Origin of the sequence: Avibacterium volantium (assembly GCF_049366555.1) — a bacterium.
GTDB classification, from domain to species: domain Bacteria; phylum Pseudomonadota; class Gammaproteobacteria; order Enterobacterales; family Pasteurellaceae; genus Avibacterium; species Avibacterium volantium_A.
Genome location: NZ_JBMMGT010000012.1, coordinates 1 through 26,692 on the forward strand (window position 1 = coordinate 1; position 26,692 = coordinate 26,692).

The 26,692-nt window shown below is 43.0% G+C and carries 27 protein-coding genes and 1 other RNA gene; 24 read left to right on the forward strand and 4 right to left on the reverse strand.

Translation table 11 applies throughout. The features are described 5' to 3' along the window. Nucleotides 1–13: 13 nt before the first annotated feature. Nucleotides 14–1,027 carry a glycosyltransferase family 9 protein gene (locus ACLS0A_RS05190; protein ID WP_416082749.1) on the reverse strand — a complete coding sequence of 338 codons (1,014 nt, stop codon included), beginning with the start codon at nucleotides 1,025–1,027 and terminating at the stop codon, nucleotides 14–16. A 224-nt stretch (nucleotides 1,028–1,251) separates the two neighbouring features. Between ACLS0A_RS05190 and rpsP the strand changes: the two genes are divergently transcribed. From rpsP to ACLS0A_RS05275, 17 genes are all read left to right on the forward strand, one after another. After that, on the forward strand, nucleotides 1,252–1,503 hold the full coding sequence (gene rpsP, locus ACLS0A_RS05195; protein WP_103853872.1) for a 30S ribosomal protein S16: 252 nt from the start codon (nucleotides 1,252–1,254) through the stop codon (nucleotides 1,501–1,503). A 31-nt stretch (nucleotides 1,504–1,534) separates the two neighbouring features. Beyond that, entirely contained in the window at nucleotides 1,535–2,062 is a 528-nt protein-coding gene (gene rimM / locus ACLS0A_RS05200) for a ribosome maturation factor RimM (RefSeq protein WP_416082712.1), read from the forward strand. Between the two features lie 62 nt (nucleotides 2,063–2,124). Continuing rightward, entirely contained in the window at nucleotides 2,125–2,877 is a 753-nt protein-coding gene (trmD, locus tag ACLS0A_RS05205; RefSeq protein ID WP_416082713.1) for a tRNA (guanosine(37)-N1)-methyltransferase TrmD, read from the forward strand. A gap of 65 nt (nucleotides 2,878–2,942) precedes the next feature. After that, nucleotides 2,943–3,293 carry a 50S ribosomal protein L19 gene (rplS, locus tag ACLS0A_RS05210; RefSeq protein WP_115250010.1) on the forward strand — a complete coding sequence of 117 codons (351 nt, stop codon included), beginning with the start codon at nucleotides 2,943–2,945 and terminating at the stop codon, nucleotides 3,291–3,293. Nucleotides 3,294–3,562: 269 nt separating this feature from the next. Beyond that, nucleotides 3,563–4,522 (forward strand): methionyl-tRNA formyltransferase, encoded by a 960-nt coding sequence (gene fmt, locus ACLS0A_RS05215; protein WP_416082714.1) that lies wholly within the window; start codon nucleotides 3,563–3,565, stop codon nucleotides 4,520–4,522. Next, complete coding sequence (gene rsmB, locus ACLS0A_RS05220; protein WP_423105271.1) at nucleotides 4,522–5,877, forward strand: 16S rRNA (cytosine(967)-C(5))-methyltransferase RsmB; 1,356 nt, start codon at nucleotides 4,522–4,524, stop codon at nucleotides 5,875–5,877. Before fmt ends, rsmB begins: the two co-directional genes overlap by 1 nt. Nucleotides 5,878–5,956: 79 nt before the next feature. Beyond that, entirely contained in the window at nucleotides 5,957–6,436 is a 480-nt protein-coding gene (locus tag ACLS0A_RS05225) for a DUF6934 family protein (protein ID WP_103853864.1), read from the forward strand. Continuing rightward, nucleotides 6,433–6,588, forward strand: coding sequence for a hypothetical protein (locus ACLS0A_RS05230; RefSeq protein ID WP_164550708.1), 156 nt, complete (start codon nucleotides 6,433–6,435; stop codon nucleotides 6,586–6,588). Before ACLS0A_RS05225 ends, ACLS0A_RS05230 begins: the two co-directional genes overlap by 4 nt. Before the next feature lie 492 nt (nucleotides 6,589–7,080). Next, complete coding sequence (gene trkA / locus ACLS0A_RS05235; protein WP_416082716.1) at nucleotides 7,081–8,457, forward strand: Trk system potassium transporter TrkA; 1,377 nt, start codon at nucleotides 7,081–7,083, stop codon at nucleotides 8,455–8,457. A gap of 88 nt (nucleotides 8,458–8,545) precedes the next feature. Beyond that, the gene (gene mscL / locus ACLS0A_RS05240) at nucleotides 8,546–8,944 is read left to right on the forward strand and encodes a large-conductance mechanosensitive channel protein MscL (RefSeq protein ID WP_103853861.1); all 399 of its coding nucleotides are present in this window, start codon (nucleotides 8,546–8,548) and stop codon (nucleotides 8,942–8,944) included. A 114-nt stretch (nucleotides 8,945–9,058) separates the two neighbouring features. Beyond that, nucleotides 9,059–9,469, forward strand: a complete 411-nt coding sequence (gene rraB / locus ACLS0A_RS05245) for a ribonuclease E inhibitor RraB (protein ID WP_416082717.1) — start codon at nucleotides 9,059–9,061, stop codon at nucleotides 9,467–9,469. A 148-nt stretch (nucleotides 9,470–9,617) separates the two neighbouring features. Then, nucleotides 9,618–10,313, forward strand: coding sequence for an SIMPL domain-containing protein (locus tag ACLS0A_RS05250; RefSeq protein WP_416082718.1), 696 nt, complete (start codon nucleotides 9,618–9,620; stop codon nucleotides 10,311–10,313). 60 nt (nucleotides 10,314–10,373) lie between these two features. Then, nucleotides 10,374–10,985, forward strand: a complete 612-nt coding sequence (slyD, locus tag ACLS0A_RS05255; protein ID WP_416082719.1) for a peptidylprolyl isomerase — start codon at nucleotides 10,374–10,376, stop codon at nucleotides 10,983–10,985. 207 nt (nucleotides 10,986–11,192) lie between these two features. Then, on the forward strand, nucleotides 11,193–11,912 hold the full coding sequence (gene pepE / locus ACLS0A_RS05260; RefSeq protein WP_416082720.1) for a dipeptidase PepE: 720 nt from the start codon (nucleotides 11,193–11,195) through the stop codon (nucleotides 11,910–11,912). 11 nt (nucleotides 11,913–11,923) lie between these two features. Continuing rightward, nucleotides 11,924–13,216: a C4-dicarboxylate transporter DcuC gene (gene dcuC / locus ACLS0A_RS05265; RefSeq protein ID WP_416082721.1), complete on the forward strand. Its 1,293-nt coding sequence runs from the start codon at nucleotides 11,924–11,926 to the stop codon at nucleotides 13,214–13,216. Between the two features lie 208 nt (nucleotides 13,217–13,424). Beyond that, nucleotides 13,425–14,756: a 30S ribosomal protein S12 methylthiotransferase RimO gene (gene rimO / locus ACLS0A_RS05270; protein WP_194751541.1), complete on the forward strand. Its 1,332-nt coding sequence runs from the start codon at nucleotides 13,425–13,427 to the stop codon at nucleotides 14,754–14,756. Next, a complete protein-coding gene (locus tag ACLS0A_RS05275; protein ID WP_416082722.1) occupies nucleotides 14,756–15,226 on the forward strand; it encodes a low molecular weight protein-tyrosine-phosphatase in 471 nt (156 codons plus the stop codon). The genes rimO and ACLS0A_RS05275 overlap by 1 nt, the downstream gene beginning before the upstream one ends. A gap of 3 nt (nucleotides 15,227–15,229) precedes the next feature. On the opposite strand, the gene ACLS0A_RS05280 is transcribed toward ACLS0A_RS05275, so the two are convergent. From ACLS0A_RS05280 to ACLS0A_RS05290, 3 genes are all read right to left on the reverse strand, one after another. Continuing rightward, complete coding sequence (locus ACLS0A_RS05280) at nucleotides 15,230–15,805, reverse strand: 5-formyltetrahydrofolate cyclo-ligase (protein ID WP_416082723.1); 576 nt, start codon at nucleotides 15,803–15,805, stop codon at nucleotides 15,230–15,232. Nucleotides 15,806–15,814: 9 nt separating this feature from the next. After that, nucleotides 15,815–16,011, reverse strand: a non-coding RNA gene (gene ssrS, locus ACLS0A_RS05285) — 6S RNA. 85 nt (nucleotides 16,012–16,096) lie between these two features. Next, the gene (locus ACLS0A_RS05290) at nucleotides 16,097–16,399 is read right to left on the reverse strand and encodes a cell division protein ZapA (protein ID WP_103853699.1); all 303 of its coding nucleotides are present in this window, start codon (nucleotides 16,397–16,399) and stop codon (nucleotides 16,097–16,099) included. Nucleotides 16,400–16,544: 145 nt separating this feature from the next. On the opposite strand from ACLS0A_RS05290, the gene ACLS0A_RS05295 reads away from it, so the two are divergent. The 7 genes from ACLS0A_RS05295 (at nucleotide 16,545) to ACLS0A_RS05325 (ending at nucleotide 26,639) form a co-directional block, all read left to right on the forward strand. Further along, nucleotides 16,545–17,090, forward strand: a complete 546-nt coding sequence (locus tag ACLS0A_RS05295) for a YecA family protein (protein WP_416082750.1) — start codon at nucleotides 16,545–16,547, stop codon at nucleotides 17,088–17,090. Nucleotides 17,091–17,101: 11 nt separating this feature from the next. Continuing rightward, nucleotides 17,102–18,415 carry a Xaa-Pro aminopeptidase gene (pepP, locus tag ACLS0A_RS05300; protein ID WP_416082724.1) on the forward strand — a complete coding sequence of 438 codons (1,314 nt, stop codon included), beginning with the start codon at nucleotides 17,102–17,104 and terminating at the stop codon, nucleotides 18,413–18,415. Between the two features lie 26 nt (nucleotides 18,416–18,441). Further along, a complete protein-coding gene (gene ubiH, locus ACLS0A_RS05305) occupies nucleotides 18,442–19,650 on the forward strand; it encodes a 2-octaprenyl-6-methoxyphenyl hydroxylase (RefSeq protein WP_416082725.1) in 1,209 nt (402 codons plus the stop codon). Continuing rightward, nucleotides 19,650–20,819: an FAD-dependent monooxygenase gene (locus tag ACLS0A_RS05310; protein ID WP_416082726.1), complete on the forward strand. Its 1,170-nt coding sequence runs from the start codon at nucleotides 19,650–19,652 to the stop codon at nucleotides 20,817–20,819. The genes ubiH and ACLS0A_RS05310 overlap by 1 nt, the downstream gene beginning before the upstream one ends. A 314-nt stretch (nucleotides 20,820–21,133) precedes the next feature. After that, nucleotides 21,134–25,027 carry a phosphoribosylformylglycinamidine synthase gene (gene purL, locus ACLS0A_RS05315; protein ID WP_416082727.1) on the forward strand — a complete coding sequence of 1,298 codons (3,894 nt, stop codon included), beginning with the start codon at nucleotides 21,134–21,136 and terminating at the stop codon, nucleotides 25,025–25,027. 147 nt (nucleotides 25,028–25,174) lie between these two features. After that, nucleotides 25,175–25,711 carry an NADPH-dependent FMN reductase gene (locus ACLS0A_RS05320; RefSeq protein ID WP_416082728.1) on the forward strand — a complete coding sequence of 179 codons (537 nt, stop codon included), beginning with the start codon at nucleotides 25,175–25,177 and terminating at the stop codon, nucleotides 25,709–25,711. 28 nt (nucleotides 25,712–25,739) lie between these two features. After that, the gene (locus ACLS0A_RS05325) at nucleotides 25,740–26,639 is read left to right on the forward strand and encodes a pirin family protein (RefSeq protein ID WP_416082729.1); all 900 of its coding nucleotides are present in this window, start codon (nucleotides 25,740–25,742) and stop codon (nucleotides 26,637–26,639) included. The last annotated feature ends 53 nt before the right edge of the window (nucleotides 26,640–26,692 follow it).

Here is a 26,692-nt window from a genome sequence, read left to right on the forward strand (position 1 = left end):
TTATATTTTACTATTATAACTTTGCAATAAAATGTTTAATTTTAGGAAAAATTTCTTTGATATTTATTAATAAGAGTTCTTTCTCTTCATTTGGCGGACAAAAAGCCAAATGGCGTGCGGGATCATTAATTGGCTGCCAGCGCAATGGGGTTGCGGAACGATGGCTTGGAAAAAAACCAATGGTTGGCACATTTAATGCACCGCAAATGTGTAATGGCCCTGTTGAACCTGCGATAAACAAATCTGCGCAAGCCAAAGAATAAGTGAAATCCACTAGCCCTTCATTCTTATCATAAATCACCACATTGGGATTATTCACTAATTGGGCTAATTGATGCGCCTGTTCGCTTTCATTTGGCCCTGCAGTGAGAACGATATAGGCATCAAATTGTTGCAAAATATCTTGAATTAATTCGGCGTATTGCGCTAAAGAAAGGCTATTTGCCGAACCGCCCGTGCCACTATGTAGGAAAATCCATTTTTTATTTTGTACAATCCCCAACTGCTGTTGGAGCTTACTTTTTTGCGCTTGTAAAATCTCTTGTGGAACGACTAGATAAGGCGCGTGCGGTTCAGTAATCGGCAATTGCTGCGCCTGTAAAAACGTCCTTGCCAGATCCAGATTATATTCAAATTCTGGCTTAAGGGAACGTGAACGGCGTTGAGTTAAACGATGGTTATAAGCCAGTTGCGCCAATTTTGTCGCTGGTGCAAGACGATATTTAATGCCACTTAGCCACACCAATTTTGCATTATGCCAATTTGAGAAAAAGCTGATCACGCCATCAAAATGCGTCGCTTTAATGGCCTGTAAGACTTGTTTAAATTGGGTTTTATCTTTTTTATCTTGCACATCAATAATAATGTCGTCAATGTAAGGACAAAGCTCAGCCATTGGAGCGGTATATTTAGACACAAGTGCGGTGATTTTTAACTGAGAATTTGTCTTTTTTATCAGCGCTAAGGCAGGAAATATCAGCATAAAATCGCCCAGTTTGTCGTTGCGGATTACCAAAAGTTTTTGCATCATTCTAACGTTCACAGGTTATTTTTAAATAGATTGCCACATTGTAGCAAAGGAAGGCTTTTTTATTAAAGAATAATTCACTTCAACGCACTATTTACCTTGCTTTTTTCATAAAAAAGAGTACAATCCACAGGCTTTTTGTCTATATATACAGAGAAAAAAGTAAGCATTCCCACTCCTTCGATGTGGGTTTTCTTTTAGTATTAATTAATTAGAGGAAGGTTATGGTAACCATTCGTTTATCTCGTGGCGGTTCTAAAAAACGCCCATTTTACCAAATTGTAGTAGCTGACAGCCGTTGCCCACGCGATGGTCGTTTTATTGAGCGCGTTGGCTTTTTCAACCCTTTAGCGGCAGGTAAAGCTGAGCGTCTTCGTATCAATCTTGAGCGTGTAAATGCTTGGGTTGAGAAAGGAGCAAGCTTATCAGATCGCGTTAGCTCTTTGGTAAAAGAAGCTCAAAAAGCTGCAGCTTAATTGCAGTTTTTAAGGTTTATAGGTGAATGAAATGACGCAACAAAGCATTGAAGTCGTTGGCAAATTAGGCTCAACATACGGAATTCGTGGTTGGTTACGCATTTATTCATCAACAGAACAAGCCGAAAGTATTTTTGATTATCAACCTTGGTTTTTAAAAATTAAAGGCCAATGGCAACCAACAGAATTAGAAAGTTGGAAACATCATAATCACGAACTTATTGTTAAATTAAAAGGCATTAATGATCGTGAAATCGCACAAACCCTCACTAATGTTGAAATTGGCGTAGATTTATCTGTATTCCCTGAACTTGAAGAGGGGGATTATTATTGGCACGATTTAATTGGCTGCCAAGTGGTGAATCTACAAGGTTACAATATGGGAACGGTGGCTGAAATGATGGAAACTGGCTCAAATGATGTATTAGTTGTACGAGCAAGTCAAAAAGATGCTTTTGGAAAACAAGAACGGTTAATTCCGTTTTTGTATGAACAAGTAGTTAAAAGAGTAGATCTCACCACCAAGACTATTGAAGTGGATTGGGACGCTGGTTTCTAAACTCAGGCATACAGTAAGCTTTAGGCTGTAGCATTTCGAGCCTACAAATTAGGAAAATAACAATGTGGATTGGTCTTGTTTCATTGTTCCCCGAAATGTTTAAAGCGATTACTGAGTATGGGGTAACGGGCAGAGCCGTAAAACAAAACCTCTTGCAAGTACAGTGTTGGAATCCGCGTGATTTCACCACGGATAAACATAAAACCGTTGATGACCGTCCTTATGGCGGTGGGCCTGGAATGTTGATGATGGTGCAACCATTGCGTGATGCAATCCAAGCGGCTAAAACGGCAGCAGGAGAAGGGGCAAAGGTGATTTATCTTTCGCCACAAGGACGTAAACTCGATCAAAATGGCGTAACAGAATTGGCAAAAAATCAAAAATTGATTTTAGTCTGTGGTCGTTACGAAGGTATTGACGAACGAGTGATCCAAACTGAGATTGACGAAGAATGGTCAGTCGGTGATTACGTTCTCACTGGTGGTGAATTACCTGCAATGACATTAATTGATGCCGTTGCACGCTTTATCCCCGGAGTGCTAGGCAAACAGGCCTCCGCAGAAGAAGATTCTTTTGCCGAAGGTTTGCTTGACTGCCCTCACTATACTCGCCCAGAAGTGCTAGACGGAATGTCTGTACCTGCGGTGTTGATGTCGGGCAACCACGAAGAAATTCGTAAATGGCGGTTAAAACAATCGTTATTGCGAACCTGGTTAAGACGCCCTGAGCTATTGGAAAGCCTAGCTCTGACTGACGAACAACGGAAACTGCTGGTGCAAGTCAAACTTGAACAGCAAGCAAATAAAGTTGATTAGTTGATTGCGAGTTTAACCATTCGCAAAATCATCAGTTAATACTAGGATCTTAGAAGGATTACACAATGAGTAACATCATTAAACAAATTGAACAAGAACAATTAAAACAAAATGTACCTAGCTTCCGCCCAGGTGATACTTTAGAAGTTAAAGTATGGGTTGTTGAAGGAAGTAAACGTCGTCTGCAAGCATTCGAAGGCGTGGTTATTGCAATTCGTAACCGCGGCTTGCACAGTGCATTCACTTTACGCAAAGTATCTAACGGTGTAGGCGTTGAGCGTGTATTCCAAACTCACTCACCAGTTGTAGATAGCATCACAGTTAAACGTAAAGGTGCGGTTCGTAAAGCGAAACTTTACTACTTACGTGAGCGTTCAGGTAAATCTGCACGTATTAAAGAACGTCTTGGCGACTAATTTTCCAAGCGAAAATTATAAGGGCTTGAGAGCAATCTCAAGCCTTTTTGTTTATATATTATTTCTAATGAAATCAGATGAATGCAAGGTGCGAAATAATTGCCATTAATTTAATAATAAAGATTAAGGACAAGGTACGATAAAAAATCACAAATTTTCCACCGCACTTTGTTTTTAATCCACCTTTCTTTCAGCATTCTTTTCACCCCAAGTCAAAAATACATTATACTTAACGCCAATTCCAACCTTGCATAATCAAGAGAAATGCGATGACAAAACCTTTAAATATTATTTTTGCGGGGACGCCAGAATTTGCTGCGCAGCACTTAGCGGCGCTGTTGAATTCAGAACATAAGGTGATTGCAGTTTACACACAGCCAGACAAGCCAGCTGGACGAGGCAAGAAACTGCAATCCAGCGCGGTGAAACAATTGGCGGAACAGCATCAGATCCCAGTTTATCAGCCTAAATCCCTGCGCAAAGCGGAAGCGCAGCAAGAATTGGCAGCACTGAATGCCGATGTGATGGTAGTGGTAGCTTATGGCTTAATTTTGCCGAAAGCGGTGCTGGACGCGCCAAGATTAGGCTGCTTGAATGTACATGGTTCGATTTTGCCCCGTTGGCGTGGGGCCGCGCCGATTCAGCGCGCGATTTGGGCGGGCGATGGGCAAACTGGCGTGACCATTATGCAAATGAATGAAGGCTTGGATACGGGCGATATGCTGCATAAAGTGTATTGCGACATCAGTTCAGAAGACACCTCTCTAAGCCTTTATCATAAGTTGGAACAGATTGCGCCAAATGCGTTGCTTGATGTGTTAAATGGCTTGGAAGCAGGGGAGTTTCCGCCCGAAGCGCAAGATGATGCCCTTGCCAACTATGCCGATAAACTTTCTAAACAAGAAGCCAAATTGGATTGGCAGCTTTCAGCGGCACAGCTTGAGCGCTGTATTCGTGCGTTTAATCCTTGGCCGATTAGCTATTTTGTGACCACGGATAAAGAGGGTAACGAGCAGACCTTGAAAGTGTATCAAGCCACGGTGCTGCCACATCAAAATCAGCCAGCAGGCACGATTTTACAAGCGGATAAAAATGGCATTCAAATTGCTACCGCAGATGGCGTGTTAAATCTCACGCAGCTGCAGCCTGCAGGTAAAAAGCCAATGTCGGCACAGGATTTACTCAATGGCCGAGCAGATTGGTTCAGCGTGGGTAAGGTGTTGGCATAATGAAACAAAAAATCAGCAAAAAAAGCACCGCACTTTCTGCAAAATCCCTTTCTGCGCGCGCCGTGGCGGCACAATATCTTTTGCAAGTGTTGGATAAGGGACAATCGCTTTCCACCTTGTTGGCGGAAAAAAATCCTGCGCTGAAAGAGCAAGATCTCCCTTTATTACAAGAAATTTGCTTTGGCGTGTGCCGCGTGTTGCCACGTTTAGAGCAAATTATTCAACACTTGGTGGATAAGCCATTGAAAGGCAAAACGCGTCTTGTGCATTGTTTATTGTTGGTGGGATTGTATCAATTATTATATTTACGCACGCCCGATCACGCGGTGGTAGATGAGATGGTAAAAGCCGCAAGAAGCCTAAAATTGGACAGTTTTAAAGGCTTGGTGAATGCGGTGCTACGCCGTTTCTTACGCGAGCAAGAACACATTTTGGCGAAAGTGGATAAGCATTGGCAAACCTTGCACCCTGAATGGCTCGTGAATAAGCTGAAAAAAGCCTATCCAAATTGGCGTGAGATTGTGGAAGCGAATAACCAACGGCCACCAATGTGGTTGCGGCTGAACCCGCAACACAGCAACATGAATGAGTATTTAACCTTGTTGCAAGAGGCTGATATTGAAGCGGCAAGCGCGGATCATCCACAGGCGATCCGCTTGGCGCAAGCGAAAAATGTCACACAATTACCGCATTTCGCTGAAGGTTGGCTCACGGTGCAAGACTTGCACGCACAATGGTCGGGCTTATTGCTTGAGCCGCAAAATGGCGAATTGATTTTAGATGCCTGCGCTGCACCCGGTGGGAAAACCACGCATATTTTAGAACTTGCGCCACAAGCCAAGGTGGTGGCATTAGACGTTGAACCGCATCGATTGAAACGGGTGGAAGAAAATCTCGCACGAATGGGACAAAACGCCCTTGTGATTTGTGGCGATGCCAGCCAGCCAGAACAATGGTTCGCCCAAATTCAACGGCAGTTTGGCGAAAGTGCGGTGCAATTTGACCGAATTTTGCTTGATGCCCCTTGTTCCGCCACTGGAGTTATCCGCCGCCACCCCGATATAAAATGGCTACGCAAAGAAATCGACATCGCCCCTTTAGTTGCCTTACAAAAAGCTATTTTAACCGCATTATGGCAACGCTTAAAACCAAACGGCGTGTTGCTTTACGCCACTTGCTCATTATTGCCAGAAGAAAACAGCCAACAAATCAGCGACTTTTTACAACAACACCCCGAGGCAGAATTAATGCCCCTGCCATTCCCCGAACAGGAGCAGGTCGGCCACCAATTCTTCCCACAAGAAAATCATGGTGATGGATTTTATTACGCAAAATTGCGGAAAAAAGGCACTTGAACCTGTGTCAATTTAAACTAGTAGATAGATAAATGTCACATTAATACTAAAAATAGTAACTATTATTTGATAATATTTTATGCAAATTAAACCTTATGTTTTAAGTTCAGATAGTGCTAGATTACGCTATCAATTTGTTAGCCAAGGGAAAAATGGAGAGCAGCAAACAAAAATTATTGAGTTTTGCCGATTGGATAATGCCGTATTTCCTGAAGATACTCCCTTATTTAACTTGGGGTTTGGTGATACGATAGATGGCGTAGAGATCGATGATAAGGTGGTCACTAATAATGGTGATATGGAAGTAATTTTAAGAACGGTAGCCTACGCTGCGGAACTATTTTTCCTTGAATATCCTTCCGCATTGATTTTATTTGAAGGAAGTTCGAAAGCCAGGACAAGGCTTTATCGTATGATGTTGAATAAATACTATTCTGAGATCTCAGAAAGATTTATAATTTCAGGAATTAGTGAGGGAAGCATTCATCTTTTTTTACCTAATACCAAGAAAAAATTTGAGGCATTCTTAGTAAAGCAAAGAGTAGAGGTAATATTATGAAGAAATTATTGAAAGTGAAAACAAATAAAAAGCTAGACAAGTTACCAACAGCCCCAATTTTTAAGAAAAAATTTGAGGCGGCAAAGGTGATTTTATCAAGCCTAAAAGTCACAGAACAGAATTTGCGAGAAATGAATATAAAACAATCTTAGCCCAAATAGCGTACTGTTGTACGCTATTTTTACTTTTATTATCAATAAGTAACATTAAAAATGATTGAGCCATCTACAAGGTTTTTCATTACTGACAAGATAAAAATGCGTAAATCCCCTTGTAAATTGCCCGAATGGAAATAAAAATTTTCAAATAAACATCGCACTTTATGCTGTTAAAATGCCTACAAAAGGGCAATAGGATAAATTTTCCCGTCCAAATTGCCCGAATGAAGAGAGAATTTTTAGAAAAGTAACGCCTGAACGCAGCGTAGCGAGTATGGGCTTACTTTTCGTTAAGAAAATTCTGTCGAAATGAGGAAAAGCAATTTGATCGGGGACGCTTTTCTTTGCTTACTTTCTTTTGCGGAAACAAAAGAAAGTAAGTCGCTCAACGAGCGAAACCCGTTATAGCAACAAAGAAAAAGTCAATTAGCCAAATGGCTAAAACCCAAATAAAAATTAAATGCCACAAACAAAGAGAGCACAACAATGAAAATCATCATTCTAGGCGCTGGCCAAGTTGGCACGACCCTTGCGGAAAATTTAGTGAGTGAGGATAACGACATCACCCTTGTGGATAACCAAGCGGATCGCCTGCTTGCTTTGCAAGATAAGCACGATTTGAGGGTGGTGAATGGCGTGGCATCTTCACCGAAAGTGTTGCGTGAGGCTGGTGCGGCGGATGCGGATTTAGTGGTGGCAGTAACCAATTCAGACGAAACCAATATGATCGCTTGCCAAGTGGCTTATACCTTATTTAACACGCCAACTAAAATCGCACGTATTCGTAGTGCGGATTATTTGCGTGAGAAAAATAAACTTTTTCAGCCTGATGTGATCCCCATTGATCATATTATTTCGCCAGAAAAATTGGTTACCGATGAAATTGTTCGCTTGATTGATTACCCTGGGGCGTTGCAGGTTTCGCATTTTGCCAATGGGCGAATTAGTATTGTAGTGGTGAAAGCATATTATGGTGGCCCTTTGGTGGGCTATGCCTTGTCGGCGCTTAAAGAGCATCTACCCCATATTGATTGCCGTGTGGTGTCGATTTTGCGTCAGGATAAAGTGATTCGTCCACAAGGTTCAACCATTATTGAAGCGGGCGATGAAGTCACGTTCATTTGCGATACGATTCATATTAAAGCCATTATGAGCGAATTACAGCGCTTGGAAAAACCTTATAAACGCATAATGATTATTGGTGGCGGAAATATTGGTAGCGGCGTGGCGAAACGTTTGGAAGAGCAATGTTCAGTAAAATTGATTGAACGTAATCCTGAACGTGCCACTGCGTTGGCAGAACGTTTGTCAAAGACGCTGGTTTTTTGTGGTGATGCTTCTGATCAATCCTTGTTGTTTGAAGAACATATTGAAAATATTGATGTTTTTCTTTCGCTCACCAGTGATGATGAGGCAAACATTATGTCCGCCTTGCTCGCTAAACGCTTAGGGGCGAAAAAGGCGATGGTGCTGATCCAACGAATGGCATATATCAATTTATTGCAAGGGGGAACGCTGGATATTGTGGTTTCACCACAGCAGGCGACCATTTCTGCCTTGCTTGGCCATATTCGTAAAGGTGATGTGGGCAGTGTGGTGTCATTACGTCACGGTATCGCCGAAGCCTTAGAAATTGTGGTACACGGTGAGGCGGAATCTTCTAATGTGATTGGACGACAAGTGTCTGAAATTCGACTTCCGCCGGGCGTTATTCTCGGTGCGGTGCTACGTGGTGAAGAGGTGATGGTGGCGAGAAAAAGCTTGGTAATTGAAGAAGATGATCGCATTGTGGTGTATGTGAGTGATAAAAAATATATTCCTGATGTAGAAAAATTATTCCAACCAAGTGCATTTTTTATCTAAAAATGAAAAAAATGCTGTACTTATCCTTTTTAGTACATATAATAGCCGCCGCTGATTAATCCTTTCAGCCTTTTATTTAGGAGCATTTATGAGTTTTATGAAAGAGTTCCGCGAATTTGCAATGCGCGGTAATGTTGTGGATATGGCTGTCGGTGTGGTTATCGGCGGTGCATTTGGTAAAATCGTAAGTTCATTTGTTGCTGATGTGATTATGCCTGTTTTAGGTTTACTCACAGGTGGCGTAGATTTCAAAGATTTACACGTTGTATTGAAAGAAGCGGTGGGTGATGTGCCAGCAGTAACGTTAAACTACGGTGTATTCGTACAAAATATCGTTGACTTCGTGATCATTGCGTTCGCAATTTTCTTAGTCGTTAAAGGTATGAACAAAATGAAGAAACCAGCAGAAGAGCCAGAAGCAGCACCTGCTGAGCCTTCAAATGAAGAAAAATTATTAACTGAAATCCGTGATTTATTAAAAAAATAATTCGCTGATTAGAAAAAATCTTCCTCATAAGTAGGAAGATTTTTTTTATCCTAAATTTGGATAACGTAGTAAAATAATGCCCAATATTCACTTATTTCTAAAAGGAGAACAACAATGGACGCTATTCTAACAGTCGAAGAATCTCAAGCTACAACGCGTGAAATTATTCGTGACCTGCTTAATGACGGCAGTGATCCTGCTGCGCTTTATATTATTGAGCATCATATTTCGCATTATGATTTTGATAAATTGGAAAAAATTGCCGTTGATGTGTTTAAGGCAGGTTATGAAGTGTCTGACGCAGAAGAATGGCAAGATGAAGATGGCAAAACCTTATTTTCCTTTGATGCCATTAGCGAAATTGAATTAAAGGCAGAATTAATTGATGCTCAACAGAAAGAATTATTCCCATTGATTGCTAAATTTAACGGCATTTATGACGGCTGGGGAACCTATTTTGAAGATCCTAATGCACAAGAAGATGAATATGGAGAAGACGGCGAGTTTTTTGATGACGAAGAATAAAACTCAGCAAAATTTGTAAAAATTCCACCGCACTTTATTTTTACCAAAATATTAGTGCGGTGCTTTTTTATGGATTTTTTATTTTCGGAACTATTCGTCTTTTTACCTGTCGATATAGCAACAAATCAATTAACTTATAAGGATTTTTATGCGCTTAAAACAACTGACTTTTGCCTTAATGGCATTACCACTTTCTGCCTTGGCAACCCCTGTGAGCAACAATAATGTGATTAATTTTGATGTGGAAGTTGAAAAAGAAATTGCCCACGATCTACTGCAAGCAACATTATTTATCCAAGCAGAAAATAAAGATCTTGCGTTAGCCAATAAGGAAATTAACGGCAAAATAAATCGTGCTTTTGAGATTTTAAAAGCCTATCCTGACGTGGAATTGCGTGATAATTCTCGCAGCACACGCGTGCGTTATAATGGTGAGGGAAAACAAAATGGTTGGATCGCGCGTGGGCAGTTAATGCTGCAAAGTAAAAATAATGAGGCGTTATCAAAAGCCATCAGTGAGCTGAATGGTCTTTTAGCGATTGAATATGTGAACTCTCAAGTGTCTTCTGACGCAATTAATCGCATTGAAGATGAAATGATGCAACAGGCGCTGACACAATTAAACCGCAAAGCCACATTAATTCAGCAATCACTTGGGGTGAAAGGCTATAAAATTGTGGAATTGAATATCCGAACGCCAATGGAAAGCGGGCGCTTTGTAGCTCGCCCTTATGCAATGGCGAAAATGGCAAGTTCAATGTCGAATGATGAGGTGCAATTAGGCAACGGCAAAGCTAACGTAAGAGCAAGCATTGAGGCGAAAATTCAGCTTGTTCAGGAATAATGACAGCCTGCCCCATTTCCTATACAATGGGGCAATTTTAACAAGCCAACGAGGTTATAAATGAAAGTTGCAAAAAATGTTGTGGTGAGCATTGCTTACCAAGTTCGCACCGAAGACGGTGTATTAGTTGATGAAGCCCCAGTAAATCAGCCTTTAGAATATTTACAAGGGCATAATAATTTAGTGATTGGCTTAGAAAAAGCCTTAGAGGGAAAATCCGTTGGCGATAAATTTGAAGTTCGTGTAAAACCAGAAGAAGGTTATGGCGAATACAATGAAAATTTAGTGCAACGTGTGCCAAAAGATGTGTTTGTTGGTGTTGATGAGCTGGTAGCTGGAATGCGTTTCATTGCAGATACGGATGTCGGCCCATTACCTGTGGTGATTACAGAAGTGGGTGAAAATGATGTGGTAGTGGACGGCAACCATATGCTTGCAGGTCAAGAATTACTTTTCGATGTGGAAGTGGTGGGAACCCGCGAAGCAACTTTAGAGGAAATCGCACACGGTCATATCCACCAAGAGGGCGGTTGCTGTGGCGGACACGGTGATAGCGATGAAGAAGGACACGGCTGTGGTTGTGGCGGTCATCACCATCACCATCATCACGACCACGATCACCACCATCACGATGGCGAAGGTTGCTGCGGAAACGGTGGTTGTAAACACTAATTAAATTCTCGTCAAAAAACGACCGCACTTCAATCCACACCGCATTTAGTCGAAGATTAAATGGGTGTGGATTTTTTTGTGATACACATCAAGAAATTCACCTTTTTATTGTAAATCTAGTGCCTTTTTTGTCATTCCTACGCATAATGTTCCTTGTAATCACTTAACCCTAACAGGTTATTCTTTCGCATTCACAAGGAGGCAAGAATGAAAAATATGCTTTTAATGAGCGGTTCCAAATACCAAAATACCGGTTATCTCGTGCATTGTATGCCGTGGCTGAAAAGCTTTCTTTCTACATACAAAGGAAAAACTATTGGATTTGTGCCTTATGCAGGTGTGAGCCGTAGTTATGATGAATATGAAGCGCTGGTGCAACAAGCCTTGGCAGAGCTAGAAATGGACGTGGTTTCTGTCCATCGTGGCAAGCGCCATTTAGATATTATTGAGCAAGCTGATGTGATTGCCATTGGCGGCGGCAACACCTTCTGCCTGCTTAATGGGTTATATGAACATCATTTATTAGATGCCATTCGCCAAAAAGTGCAACAAGGCACGCCTTATTTCGGCTGGAGCGCAGGAGCCAATGTGGCAGGCAAAACCATTATGACCACCAATGATATGCCAATTCTTTATCCGCCTTCCTTTGACGCCTTAAATCTTTTCCCACATCAAATTAATCCACACTTTATTTCCGGCAAAATTGCAGGGCATAACGGTGAAAGCCGTGAAGAGCGCTTAGCGGAATTTTTGATTGTCAATCCTGAATCGCACGTCTACGCCTTGCCTGAAGGCACAGCATTACAGATTCAAGGCAATCAAGCAAACGTGCTGGACATTAGCGAAGCACAGCAAAGTGCGGTGCTAAAATTCAGTAAAAATGGCCAATGCGAACGCTATGCAAGCGGTGTTACCTTTGATTACTAAGGAGAAGAAAAATGCTTGAACTTAAATCTCTTGTAGCGATTTTGGGCGTTATCGCTGCGGTTTATTTACTGGTAAAAAAATATGAAACGCGCACCGTATTAATTGGCTTAGGGCTGATGATGTCCTTACTAACCCTAAACCCAATGGGCGCATTGGACGCTTTTGCGAAATCAATGACTAGCGGCGGCTTGATTATGGCGATCTGTTCTAGTATGGGTTTTGCTTATGTAATGAAATACACAAAATGCGACACTCATCTGGTGCATTTAATGACGAAACCGCTTTCAGGGCTAAGATTTTTCTTAATCCCTTTTGCCACGATCATCACCTTCTTTATTAATATTGCGATCCCTTCTGCGGCTGGTTGTGCCGCTGCGGTTGGCGCAACCTTAATCCCTGTGCTAAAAAGTGCTGGCGTACGCCCAGCCACCGCGGGGGCAGCGATTTTGGCAGGAACGTTCGGCTCAATGATGAGTCCGGGTTCTTCCCATTCCGCAATGATCGCGGAAATGTCCAATTTAACCATCACGCAAGTGAACTTATCTCACGCGCCTTACACAATGATCGCAGGGGCGATTGCGGCGGTTTCACTAACCTTGGTTGCATTAATGTTGAAAGATTACGGCGAAGAACACCGCCAAGCCTATTTAGCTGAAGCGAAAGAAGCGGAACAATCTTTCCAAAAATCGAACCTCCTTTTTGCCATTGCGCCTTTATTACCGTTGGTAATTTTGGTGATCGGTGGTACATCTTTACAAGAAATCCCAGCGTTGGCGTGGACAAAAATGGGCGTGCCACAAGCAATGTTAATTGGAGCGATTTACGCCATCATTGTAACCCGAGTTTCCCCGGCAAAAATTACCGAAGAATTTTTTAATGGAATGGGCAGTGCTTATGCAAACGTGCTAGGTATCATTATTTCCGCCAGCGTTTTTGTGGCAGGATTAAAATCCACTGGCGCCATTGACAGTGCCATCGAGTTCCTTAAACATTCCAACGAATTCGTACGCTGGGGAGCAACCATTGGGCCATTCTTAATGGGCTTGCTCACTGGTTCTGGCGATGCGGCAGCCATTGCTTTCAACACAGCGGTAACGCCACACGCGGTCGAATTAGGCTATACCCACTTAAATCTTGGTATGGCAGCGGCTATCGCAGGGGCTATCGGACGCACCGCTTCCCCTATTGCTGGCGTAACCATTGTATGCGCGGGCCTAGCAATGGTTAGCCCAGTAGAAATTGTCAAACGTACTGGCTTAGGAATGGTGCTTGCGGTGCTATTTTTAGCATTATTTATGCTCTAATGAAACAGGCACAATAAATAAAAGTGCGGTGAAAAAACTCAACAAATTTTCACCGCACTTGCTTGTTTTACCGTTTTTGTTGAAAACCTAACGAGCTTTCTCGTTATAAAGTGCGGTGCTTTTTTCCGCGAAATTTCCTCGCACTTATCGCCTTTTGCATACGAATTTTGTACAATGCACCGTTTTGAGTGATTATTGAGATTATTGTATGAGTTCAGCGCCAAATATTGGTTTTATTAGCTTAGGTTGTCCTAAGAATTTAGTGGATTCAGAGCGTATTTTAACGGAGTTGCGTTCTGACGGATATAACATTATTCCGAGTTATGAAAATGCCGATTTAGTGATCGTTAATACCTGCGGATTTATTGACAGCGCAGTGCAAGAGTCGCTAGAAGCGATCGGCGAAGCATTGGAAGAAAACGGCAAGGTGATTGTAACGGGCTGTCTGGGAGCGAAAGAAGATCGCATTCGTGAAGTTCACCCAAAAGTGTTGGAAGTGACTGGCCCTCATAGCTATGAAGCGGTGATGGAGCAAGTGCATAAATATGTGCCAAAGCCTGCCCATAATCCTTATATCAGCCTTGTGCCAGCGCAAGGGGTGAAGCTCACGCCAAAACATTATGCTTATTTGAAAATTTCTGAAGGCTGCGATCACCGTTGCACGTTCTGCATTATCCCTTCAATGCGTGGGGATTTAGATAGCCGTCCAATTACGCAAGTGTTAGATGAAGCCAAACGCCTTGCCGATGCGGGTGTGAAAGAGTTGCTTATCGTGTCGCAAGATACCTCTGCTTATTCTTTAGATCAAAGCAAAGAAAATCAAAACAAAACGGTTTTCTGGAACGGCAAGCCGATTAAAAACAATCTCATCAGCCTGTGCGAACAGTTGGCAACCTTAGGCATTTGGGTGCGTTTGCATTATGTGTATCCTTATCCGCACGTGGATAATTTAATTCCACTCATGGCAGAGGGCAAAATCTTGCCTTATTTAGATATTCCATTACAGCACGCTAGCCCGAAAATTTTGAAAGCGATGAAACGCCCCGGTTCAATCGATCGCACCCTTGAACGAATTAAAAAATGGCGTGAAATTTGCCCTGAATTAACCTTGCGTTCTACCTTTATTGTGGGCTTCCCAGGGGAAACGGAAGAAGATTTCCAACAATTATTGGACTTCTTGCAAGAAGCACAACTAGATCGCGTTGGCTGTTTTAAATTTAGCCCGGTAGAGGGGGCAGTTGCCACAGATCTGCCAGATCAAGTGCCTGAAGAGGTAAAAGAAGAACGCTTCCATCGCTTTATGCAAGTGCAACAAGCCATTTCTGCACAGCGTTTACAGCAAAAAATTGGCAAAACCCTGCCTGTTATTGTGGACGAAATTGATGAAGAAGGCATTATCGGACGTTCAATGGCGGATGCGCCAGAAATTGATGGCGTGGTGTATGTGGATAACCTGTCAAACCAAGCGGTTAGCGTGGGGCAAGTGATTAACGTTACTATCACACAAGCGGACGAATATGATTTATGGGGAACTTGCTAATGACAGTGAAGGTGCTTTTTGTCTGCTTGGGGAACATCTGCCGTTCCCCAATGGCAGAATATCTTTTCCGCGAAAAAGTGAAACAAGCAGGGCTAGCCGATAAAATCCTCTGCGACAGTGCGGGGACATCAGGCTGGCACGATGGCGAAGATATGCACTGTGGCACAGCAGAAACCCTTGAATTACATCATATTGATAATAAAGGCTTTACTAGCCGAAAAGTGCGGTTAAAAGATTGGCAAGATTTTGATTATCTGATTGCAATGGACAATCAAAATTTAGCGGATTTGGAAAAATTATTTGGGCATTACCCTGAAAAATTATTTCAAATCACCCAACTTTGTCCAAACCTTGGTATCGATCATATCCCTGATCCTTGGTACACCAAAAACTTCACGCAAACCTATGAATTATTGGATCAATGTTGCGATGCGCTGCTAGAACATATCCGTAAAGAAAAACATTGCTAAAAATCACCCCACCAACACCCCAAACAGCGGAATGTCCCAGCTTTCTACGGGTAATGTCTCCACTTGTTGGCATTGGTGGGCTAAGCCGATGGGGAGGAAATTTTTTTGTTGCCAGTTTTGCAAAGTGCGGTCGTAAAAGCCTCCGCCCATTCCAAGGCGGTTGCCTTGTTTATCAAAGGCGACAAGTGGGGTAAATATGATGTCAAGTTCATTGGTTGGGAGAACATTTCGGACATCTAATTTGGGCTCTAAGATGCCAAATTTGTTTTTTTGCAATGGGCTGTTTGGGTGATAGCGGAGAAAGAGCAAATTATTGGCTGAAAAAGGATGCAGAATGGGTAGATAAACGGAGATGTTTTTTTTCCATAATTGCTGAATGAGCTGTTTTGTTGAGATTTCGCCATCAAAAGAAAGATACAATCCGATATGTTTAGCTTGTTTTTTTTCTATGAGATCAAGGGCTTGTTGAGAGATTTTTTGTTCAGCAAGGTTTTGCTCAGCTGGGCTAAGAGATTGGCGTAATTGACGAATTTGTTGGCGAATAATTTGGCGTTGTTGATTGCGAGTTGTGAGATTCATTGTTTTATGGAAGAACCCGAGATGCCGTTGTGAGTGGTCGGTCCTTGAACCCTACGGTTCAAGGGAATCAGTCGTTATCGTTTTTAGGCTTCTTACATCAGGGCTTGCGCCAAGGTAAGCTTGCACACCAACAATAGGAAACCGATTCATAAGATGTTAAGTATCGGCTCAGGGACGTAACCCACTAGCGAACATCTCAGGTAATCTTTAAATTTGTGGTAATACTAACGCAATTTAACCGTATTGACTAGCTTAATTTTTCCAATTCTTAGCTAAGATCATATTATTTCATCAGACATTCGTTTTTTGCGCCAAAATGCCTTCCAAAGAGTTATCTAGCTGTTTGATTTGTGTGCTAACTGCTTGTTCAATTTTCTGTGTAACTTGCTGCTGTTGGATAAGCTCATAGCTTAGATTTAACGCCACGATAGAAAGGACTTTTTCTAACTGTAATATGCCTGTCCGTTCCTTCATCTCAGATACTCGTTGATCTAATGCGCGAGCAGCTTGGCGTAGGGCATCGTGTTGATCTTCTTGACAATTTAAACGTAAAACCTGTCCTAATACAGACAATTCAATGCTTTGCGATGACATACTTATCCTCAGTGAAAATAAATTTTTTCGCTATTATGCCATAGCAAATATTTTTCGTCATAAAAATCCGCCTGATTGTGGTTAGCTTAATCTAACAGTGCTAAACTACACCTATCTTTAGTAAAAGGAAAAAATTATGTCTGATATTCTCTCTTATGACGAATTAGAACAAAAACTCCGTCAAGCCACCATTCCTGTTACCGCCGCCGAATTACACGGCTTTCTCACTGGTTTAATTTGTGGCGGTGCGAGTGAGCAAAAATGGCCGATTTTTATGAATGAATTTACCAACAATGGCGAAGCCTACCCTACGGCTTTATTAAAAGAAGTGTCCGCGCTCTACCACGATATTCAGCACAGTTTAGAAGATATTGATAGCTTCAACTTTCAACTTTTCTTGCCCGAAAACGGCGATGTGTTTAACGAAATCGATGCCCTTTCAGAATGGACAAGCCACTTTTTGCTCGGTTTAGGCTTAGTGCAAGCGAAAATGGATAAAGAAACAGGCGAAATTGGCGAAGCCTTAGATGATCTACAAAATATTGCCGTATTGGCTTATGAAGAAGATGACGATCCTGAAGAGCTAGCGGAATCCTTAGAGCAAGTGGCGGAATATGTTCGTACCTTGGTGGCGGTGCTTTATTCCCATTATCGCCCTTACCAAACCACGCAGAAAACCGTATTACATTAAGGAGAACGAAGATGGATCTTGCTTATTTAGCCCAAATCCCCGCCGAAGAATTTGTGCAACGCCGTGAAAAATTGTTGGCGCAAATGGCGGAGAATTCCTTGGCGATTATTTTCTCGGCGCAAGAACAAGTGCGCAACAAAGACACGCACTATCCTTTCCGTCAAGACAGCTATTTTTGGTATTTAACGGGCTTTAATGAGCCTGATGCGATCTTAGTATTAGCCAAAAGCACGCAACAATCTCGCACAATATTGTTTTTACGCCCTTCTGATCCGCTAATGGAAACTTGGAACGGTCGCCGTCTGGGCGTGGAAAAAGCAGCCGCTAAATTAAACTTAGACGAAGCTTATTCTATTGAAGATTTTGTGCCACAATGGCAAAAAATCAGCCAAAATTTCACCGCACTTTACCATAACCCTGAGCCGCAGCCTTGGGGCAATAAATTGTTGGAGAAAAGTGCGGTGCAATTTTCGCAAGTTTTTGATTGGGCTGCAATTTTAGATGAAATGCGTTTAATCAAATCCACTAATGAAATTGCGCTTTTACAACAAGCAGGACAAATCACCGCATTGGGGCATTTACGCGCAATGAAACAAACCCGCCCGAACCGCTTAGAATTTGAAATTGAAGGGGAATTGCTACACGAATTTAATCGCTTTGGCGCACGTTTTCCGTCCTTTAATTGCATTGTAGCAGGCGGCGAAAACGCCTGCATTCTGCATTACAACGAAAACGATCAGCCTTTGAAAGACGGCGAATTGGTACTGGTGGACGCAGGCTGTGAATTTGCTTACTACGCTGGCGATATTACCCGTACTTATCCCGTTAATGGCAAATTCAGCCAAGCCCAACGTGAGATTTATGAAATCGTGCTAAATGCACAAAAACACGCCATAAAATCCTTGGTGGCTGGTAATAATATTCAGCAAGTGAATCAAGAAGTGATCCGCATTAAAGTGGAAGGTTTGGTGCGCTTAGGCATTTTGCAAGGGGAAGTGGATCAGTTGATCACCGATGAAGCCTACAAAGCCTTTTATATGCACGGATTAGGCCATTGGCTTGGCATTGATGTTCACGATGTAGGGCTTTATAGTCTTGAAAAAGACAGCAAATTACGCGATCGTCCATTAGAAGTGGGAATGGTGCTGACGGTTGAACCAGGCTTGTATATTCCAAGCAATGCCGATGTGCCAGCGCAATATAAGGGCATTGGCGTGCGTATTGAAGATGATATTGTGATCACTGAATATGGCAACAAAGTGCTAACTAGCGCCGTGCCAAAAGAAATTGATGAAATCGAACAAGTGATGGCTCATAACGCGTAATGACAATGAAGTAAAACGGGGCAAACATGGAACAAATTGAGCATTATGATGTGATTATCCTGGGCGGCGCAATGGCAGGTTGCACCCTTGCTTTAGCGTTAAGCGCACAAACCCAAGGTAAAATGCGCATTGCGGTATTAGAAAAGCAAGCGCCACAACAACATCAGCAAAGCGGTTTTGATGCCCGTTGCATTGCCCTTTCAGCGGGTTCTTGCCAACAGCTTGCACAGCTCAATTTACCCAACCAACAATCATTATGGCAACAAATTTCGCCCCTAGCCTGCCCCATCGAGCATATTCACGTTTCTGATAAAGGTCATAGTGGTTTAGTCGAATTTCACGCTGATGAATTTCAGCTAAAACAACTGGGCGCGGTGGTCGCCTTACAGCCTGTGGGAGAAATCTTGCTGACTGCAATCAAGCAATACGCCAACATTGATTATTTTTCCCCAGTGAAGATTGAGCAGATCCAATTTGATCAAGTGCGGGTTAAAATTTCGCTAAAAAATCACCGCACTTTATCTTGTCAGCTGATTATCGGCGCAGACGGCACGCAATCTTTTGTGGCGAAGTCTGCCAACATTGCGATCAACAAACTGCGCGATTATCAGCAAACCGCCATTATTACCAATATTCAAACACAACAGTCACATCAGCAACGCGCCTTTGAGCGTTTCACTGCGCAAGGCCCACTGGCGCTTCTGCCAATGCAAGAGAATTTAATGTCATTGGTATGGTGCGTGAAATCGCCCGATGAGCTAATGGAATTGTCCGATGAAGAATTTCTCGCTCGTCTGCAACAGCAATTCGGCTGGCGGCTTGGCAAATTGCAACAATGTGGCAAGCGTTTTGCTTATCCTTTGGCGTTATATCAAGCCAGCCAACATATTCATCACCGAACTGCGTTAGTCGGCAATGCCGCACAAACCTTACACCCTATTGCAGGGCAAGGCTTTAATCTTGGTATGCGTGATGTGATTTGCTTGGCTAAATTGTTAAGTCAAGCCTTTAAACAAGGGCAAGATCTCGGCGCTTATTCTTTATTAAGCCAATATGAAAATGCACGTCAAGGGGATCAAAAAACGCTCATTAACTTAACCAACGGCTTGGTTTCTCTCTTTGCCAATGAATTATTAGCGTTACAAATTGGGCGAAATCTGGGGCTAATGGCAATGGCGCAATCTCATTTACTCAAACAACAATTTATCAAACCAGCATTAGGGTGGTTAGAATAGTGAAAAATTTTGATCTGATTATTATCGGTGGTGGAATGGTCGGGCTTGCGCTGACCGCCAAATTAAAAAATACCGCAATGCGTATCGCCCTGCTCGAACCTAATCCGCCACATTTTTCTTTAGCGAATATTGCTTATCGTGTCAGTGCGTTAAATCTTGCTAGCGAGCATTTATTGCAAGAACTCAACGCGTGGCAAACCATTCAAGCTGAACGTGCCACCGCCTACGATAAAATGCTAGTGTGGGAAAAAGACAGTTTCGCCAAAATTGAATTTGACACCAAAGGCTTAGGCATTTCCCACCTTGGGCATATTGTGGAAAACCAGATTATTCAGCATAGCCTATGGCAACAGGTCGCCACGCAAGAAAATGTGGAAATTTTCAATGCAACAGCGCAACACTTGGGCATTAACGAAAGCACCGCCATTCTCACCTTAACAGACGGGCAAATGTTAGCGGGGAAACTGGTTGTGGGTGCAGACGGCGCAAATTCGTGGCTACGTCAAAAAGCCAGCATTCCACTGATTTTCCGTGATTATGGGCAATATGCCTTAGTGTGCAATGTGAAAACCGCAGAACCACATCAACACTGCGCCAGACAAATTTTTGCTCCAGATAGCATTTTGGCGTTCTTGCCATTACATCAAGAAAATCTGTGTTCTATCGTGTGGTCGATTCCGCCAGAACAAGCCAAACAACTTAGCCAATGCCAAGCTGAACAATTCAACAAACAGCTTAGCATTGCTTTTGATAATCAGCTTGGATTATGTGAAGTGCAAAGCGAACGCCAAGCCATTCCGCTTACTGCGCGCTATGCACGCAACTTCGCCCAACCGCGTATCGTCCTAATTGGTGATGCCGCACACACCATTCACCCACTGGCAGGACAAGGGGTAAATCTCGGCTTGCAAGATGCCCTACTACTCGCGCAAGAAATCGAAAAGCATTTTGCTCTGGGCTTAGACATCGGTGAATACCGCAACCTGCGTTATTACGAACGCACGCGCAAAGCCGAAGCGGTAAAAATGCTCATTGCAATGCAAGGCTTAAAAGATCTCTTCGCTGGCAGCAACCCTCTGAAAAAACTTGCCCGCGGCATTGGTCTTAGCGCTACCAATCAATTCAGCTTGTTGAAAGAACAGCTTATTCGGCAGGGATTGGGGATTTGATTTCAAAAAAACGCCCATTTTCGGGCGTTTTTTGTGGCTGTTATATTAAGGTTTCAACTGCGCTGTTTTTTCTTTAGAGAATACATAAACCATTATGTTTAAATTTAGATACAGCAATGAATTACTAACATAATTCACTATGTTGTCTTAAACCAAAAGTGCGGTTGTTTTTTCATTATTTTTTATTTATAAAAAAGATACTACTTTTTAACCGCTCTTTTCTTTATCGTTAGTTTTACGCAAACGTTTTCGTTTTGCGCGAAATTCTTTTATAATAGGCGAGTTTTTTATTCATCTAACCAATGGTAAAGTCTATGTTGCAGATTTTTCGTGGCTCACCAGCCCTTTCCCCATTCCGTTTAAATCAACTCGCTCAACGCTTTCAACAAGCACAACTTCCAGTGAAATCTTGTTATGCAGAATATTTGCATTTTGCAGAACTCAGCGAAGCACTGAATGCTCTTGAAGAGCAAGAATTAACCCAGTTATTGCATTATGGCCCAACCTTGGCACAACACGAACCGCAAGGGGAATGTTTTATTGTGATCCCACGCGTTGGCACTATTTCTTCTTGGTCATCAAAAGCCACTGATATTGCACACAATTGCGGTTTAAATAAAGTGGAGCGTTTAGAGCGTGGGTTGGCGTTTTATTTTGAGTTAGAACGTGCATTAAATGAGCAAGAACAGGCTCAACTCATTAGCCATATTTATGACCGAATGATGGAAACAGTGATCCGCACGCCACAAGAAGCGGAAGTGCTATTCCAACAACAGCCGCCAAAAGCCTTTACTCGAGTGGATATTTTAAACGGCGGTCGCCAAGCCCTAGAAAAAGCCAATGTGGAATTGGGTTTAGCATTGGCAGAAGATGAAATTGATTATTTAGTGGAAAATTTCACCGCACTTGGACGCAATCCAACAGATGTGGAACTTTATATGTTTGCCCAAGCCAATTCAGAGCATTGTCGCCACAAAATTTTTAATGCAGATTGGATCATTGACGGTGAAAAACAAGAAAAATCCCTGTTCAAAATGATCAAAAATACCTTTGAAAAAACGCCTGACTATGTCCTTTCCGCCTATAAAGATAATGCAGCGGTAATGGAAGGCTCAAAAGTCGGGCGTTTTTTCCCTGATCAAGATGGACAATATCGCTATCACCAAGAAGATGCTCACATTTTAATGAAAGTGGAAACCCACAACCACCCAACAGCGATTTCCCCTTTCCCAGGTGCGGCAACAGGATCGGGCGGTGAAATCCGTGATGAAGGGGCAACAGGGCGAGGGGCAAAACCGAAAGCGGGCTTGGTGGGCTTTTCGGTGTCTAACCTTGTCATTCCTAATTTTGAACAACCTTGGGAAGCTCCATTATCAAAACCTAACCGCATTGCCTCCGCACTCGACATTATGCTTGAAGCCCCATTAGGCGGTGCAGCATTTAATAATGAATTTGGTCGCCCTGCGTTATTGGGCTATTTCCGCACTTATGAAGAAAAAGTGAACAGTTTCAATGGTGAAGAAGTGCGTGGCTATCACAAGCCTATTATGCTAGCAGGCGGAATTGGGAATATCCGTGCCGAACACGTGCAAAAAGGGGAAATCCCCGTGGGGGCGAAATTGATCGTGCTTGGCGGCCCTGCGATGAATATCGGTTTAGGTGGTGGGGCTGCTTCATCAATGGCATCAGGCAAATCGAAAGAAGATTTGGATTTTGCTTCCGTGCAACGTGATAATCCTGAAATGGAACGCCGCTGCCAAGAAGTGATCGATCGCTGTTGGCAAATGGGCGATGACAACCCGATTTTATTTATCCACGATGTAGGGGCTGGTGGGCTTTCTAATGCAATGCCTGAACTAGTACACGACGGCGGACGTGGCGGACGCTTTGAATTGCGTGATATTTTATGCGATGAAAAAGGAATGTCGCCGTTGGAAATTTGGTGTAACGAATCGCAAGAACGCTATGTGCTAGCTGTTGCGCCAGATAAATTAGCCTTATTTGAGCAACTTTGTCAGCGTGAACGTGCGCCATTTGCCGTGATTGGTGAAGCCACAGAACAAGAGCATCTTACCTTGCACGATGAGCATTTCCATAATGATCCCATTGATTTGCCGATGAATGTGTTGCTCGGCAAAACGCCAAAAATGACGCGCGATGTGGCGTCTAAACAAGTGCATAACCCACCGCTTGATCAATCAACTATTGAGCTAAAAGAAGCGCTACACCGCGTATTACGCTTGCCTGTGGTAGCAGAGAAAACTTTCCTAATTACCATTGGCGATCGCTCCGTAACGGGTATGGTAGCGCGCGATCAAATGGTTGGCCCGTGGCAAGTGCCAGTGGCTGACTGTGCAGTAACCACCACCGCCTTAGATAGTTACCACGGTGAAGCGATGGCAATGGGCGAACGCGCTCCAGTGGCATTGTTAGATTTCGCTGCTTCTGCCCGATTAGCCGTGGCAGAAAGCCTAACCAACATTGCCGCAACGGATATTGGCGATATTAAACGCATTAAACTTTCTGCTAACTGGATGTCTGCCGCAGGGCATACGGGCGAAGATGCCGGGCTTTATGAAGCCGTGAAAGCCGTGGGGGAAGAACTTTGCCCACAATTAGGCTTGACCATTCCAGTGGGGAAAGACTCAATGTCTATGAAAACCACTTGGCAGGAAAACGGTGAGCAAAAATCCGTTACCGCACCGCTTTCCTTAGTTATCAGTGCCTTTGCGCGCGTGGAAGATGTACGCAAAACCGTTACGCCACAATTACGCACAGATAAAGGCAGCAGCCGTTTATTATTGATTGATTTAGGTGAGGGCAAAAATCGCTTGGGTGCAACGGCATTGGCGCAGGTTTATAAACAATTAGGTGATAAACCCGCAGATGTAGTGAATGTGGAAAGCCTGAAAGGCTTCTTCAATGCAATGCAACAACTGGTGAATGAACAAAAATTGCTGGCTTACCACGATCGTTCAGACGGCGGCTTGATCATCACCCTTGCTGAAATGGCCTTTGCAGGGCATTGTGGTGTTTCTGTGGATATTAGTGCGTTGGGCGATAATGATCTAGCTGTGCTGTTTAATGAAGAATTAGGTGCAGTGATTCAAGTGAAAGATAGTGATCTGGCCGCTGTTCGTCAGGCTTTCGAGCAAAATGGCGTACTGCATTTACTGAAAGAACTTGGCACGGTAACCACAGACAATCAAATTGAAATTACGCGCAGCACGAAAGTGTTACTGAAAGAAACGCGTTCTGAACTGCGTGGTATTTGGGCGGAATTGACCCACAAAATGCAGGCATTGCGTGATAATCCAGAATGTGCCGATCAAGAATTTACTGCGAAGAAAAATCCAAATGATAAAGGCTTCTCCGTGTCTTTAACTTATGATGTCAATGAAGACATTGCCGCCCCTTATATTGCTAAAGGTGTGCGTCCACGCATTGCCATTTTGCGTGAGCAAGGGGTGAACAGCCATTATGAAATGGCTGCCGCCTTTGACCGCGCAGGTTTTGATGCTATTGATGTGCATATGAGCGATTTGCAACAGCAACGTCACCACTTAAAAGACTTCCAAGCCCTTGTTGCTTGTGGTGGTTTCTCTTATGGTGATGTGCTAGGTGCTGGCGGCGGCTGGGCAAAATCTATCCTATTTAACACCGCACTTCGTGATCAATTTGCCACTTTCTTTGAGCGTGAAAACACCCTTGCCTTAGGGGTATGTAATGGTTGTCAAATGTTAGCGAATTTGGCTGAAATTATCCCAGGAACAGAAGCCTGGCCACGTTTTGTGCGTAACCAATCAGAGCGTTTTGAAGCGCGTGCTGCAATGGTTCGCATCAATGATACAGCGTCTTTATGGTTTAACGGAATGGCAGGATCTCATATGCCAATCGCGGTTTCGCACGGTGAAGGACGTGTTGAGTTCAAAAACAATCAACAACTTGCGATGTTGCGCGAGCAAAATCTGATTATCGCGCAATATATTGATAATGATCTCAAGCCAACAACCCAATACCCAGCCAATCCAAATGGCTCAGTGGACGGCATTACCGCACTCACTAACCGCAACGGACGTGTTGCCATTATGATGCCACACCCAGAGCGTGTTTACCGTGCAGTTTCTAACTCCTGGTATCCAGAAGACTGGACAGAAGACGGCGCGTGGATGCGATTATTCAGAAATGCGAGGGTGGCGTTGAAATAATAACGCTTAGAAAAGAGAAAGTGCGGTGATTTTTCACCGCATTTTTTCTGATAGAGAAAAAGATCATTTCTAAAATGCCAATTGTTTGAGGTTTCGTGGGGATTTATAATTGGCTGAAATTTCCCCTAACATTTTGAGGTATAAATAATGAACATTGCACTGATTATCGGCAGTTTAAGCCAAAAATCCATTAACCGTAGCGTAGCCAATTATATCGTTTCACAATTTCCAGTAGACGTAAACGTAACCGAAGTACGCATTGATGATTTGCCTCTTTATACCCAAGATCGCGATCAAATGGACGTGCCAGAATATGATCGCGTGCGTGAGCAAATTAAAAACGCTGATGCGGTGCTAATTGTTAGCCCTGAGCATAACCGTGCAATGCCTGCCGCGACTAAAAATATCATTGATATTGCTTCTCGTCCTTATGGCCAAAATTTATGGCAGGGCAAGAAAGTGGCGATTGTTACGGCTTCACCAGGCGTTTATGGTGGAATTAATTCTGGTTTGCAAATTCGCCAAAGTTTGCAAAGCATTGGTGCGAATGTACTAACCACCGCTGAAGTCTTTTTAAGCAAAGCTAATCAGGCATTGAATGAGCAAGGTGAAGTGGCTGATGAACGCACCGCAGGTTTCTTAAGTAAGTTTACGCAAACTTTTATTCAATGGGCGAAAGCATAAACAATGAACTAAGGCATAAGGAACGAAAATGAGCGTAGATAAATTAAATGCGATTACTAAAGATGTAGGCGGAATTCCTGTCGCGCGTCTGCTACCACAAGCGGGTAAACGTACCATTGGCGCGTGGTGTTTTCTTGATCACGCAGGGCCATCAGAGTTTACTGATGATAATGCAGGCTTACAAGTAGGCGCACACCCACATACTAATTTGCAAACTTTCACTTGGATGCTAGAGGGCGAAGTTTGGCACCAAGACAGCCTTGGTTATCGTCAATTAATTAAGCCAAAACAAGTGAACTTAATGACCGCAGGCACAGGCACTCAGCGTGGCATTAGCCATACTGAACAAACCCCTGAGGGCGTGCATCAGCTTCACGCAGTACAACTTTGGATTGCGCTTCCAATGGATCAAGATATTGAGCCAAATTTTCAACATTATCCTGAATTGCCCGAATGGCAAGAAAATGGCGTGAATTACATTTTAACCACAGGTAGCTATCAAGGCAGAACTGCGCCAACTCAGCAATATAGCCCGTTAGTTGGTGTAGATATTCAATTTCAGCAAGCACAAACTATTACCATAGAACAACAGCCAAACTTTGAATATGGCGTACTTGTGCTGAAAGGTGAAGTAGAAATTGAAGGACAAGTTTACCAACAAGATCAACTGGTTAGCCTAACGGATTGCCAATCTCACGAATTCAAAATTAAAGGTGAAGCAGGCAGCCATATTATGCTGTTAGGCGGAGAACCATTACCACATAAAACCTTAGTGTGGTGGAATTTCGTGGCAGACAGCCAAGAGGCATTACGTCAAGCTGTAGCAGATTGGAACAATGGGCATTCTCGCTTTGGGCATATTGATCTAGAAGGTACGCGATTACGCCGCTTAGTAGCCCCTGAAATTCCTACCCGATTAGCAGAATAATTCATTTTTCGTTTAAGCCCTTTTCAAAAGGGCTTTCTTTTAGGAGAAAATTT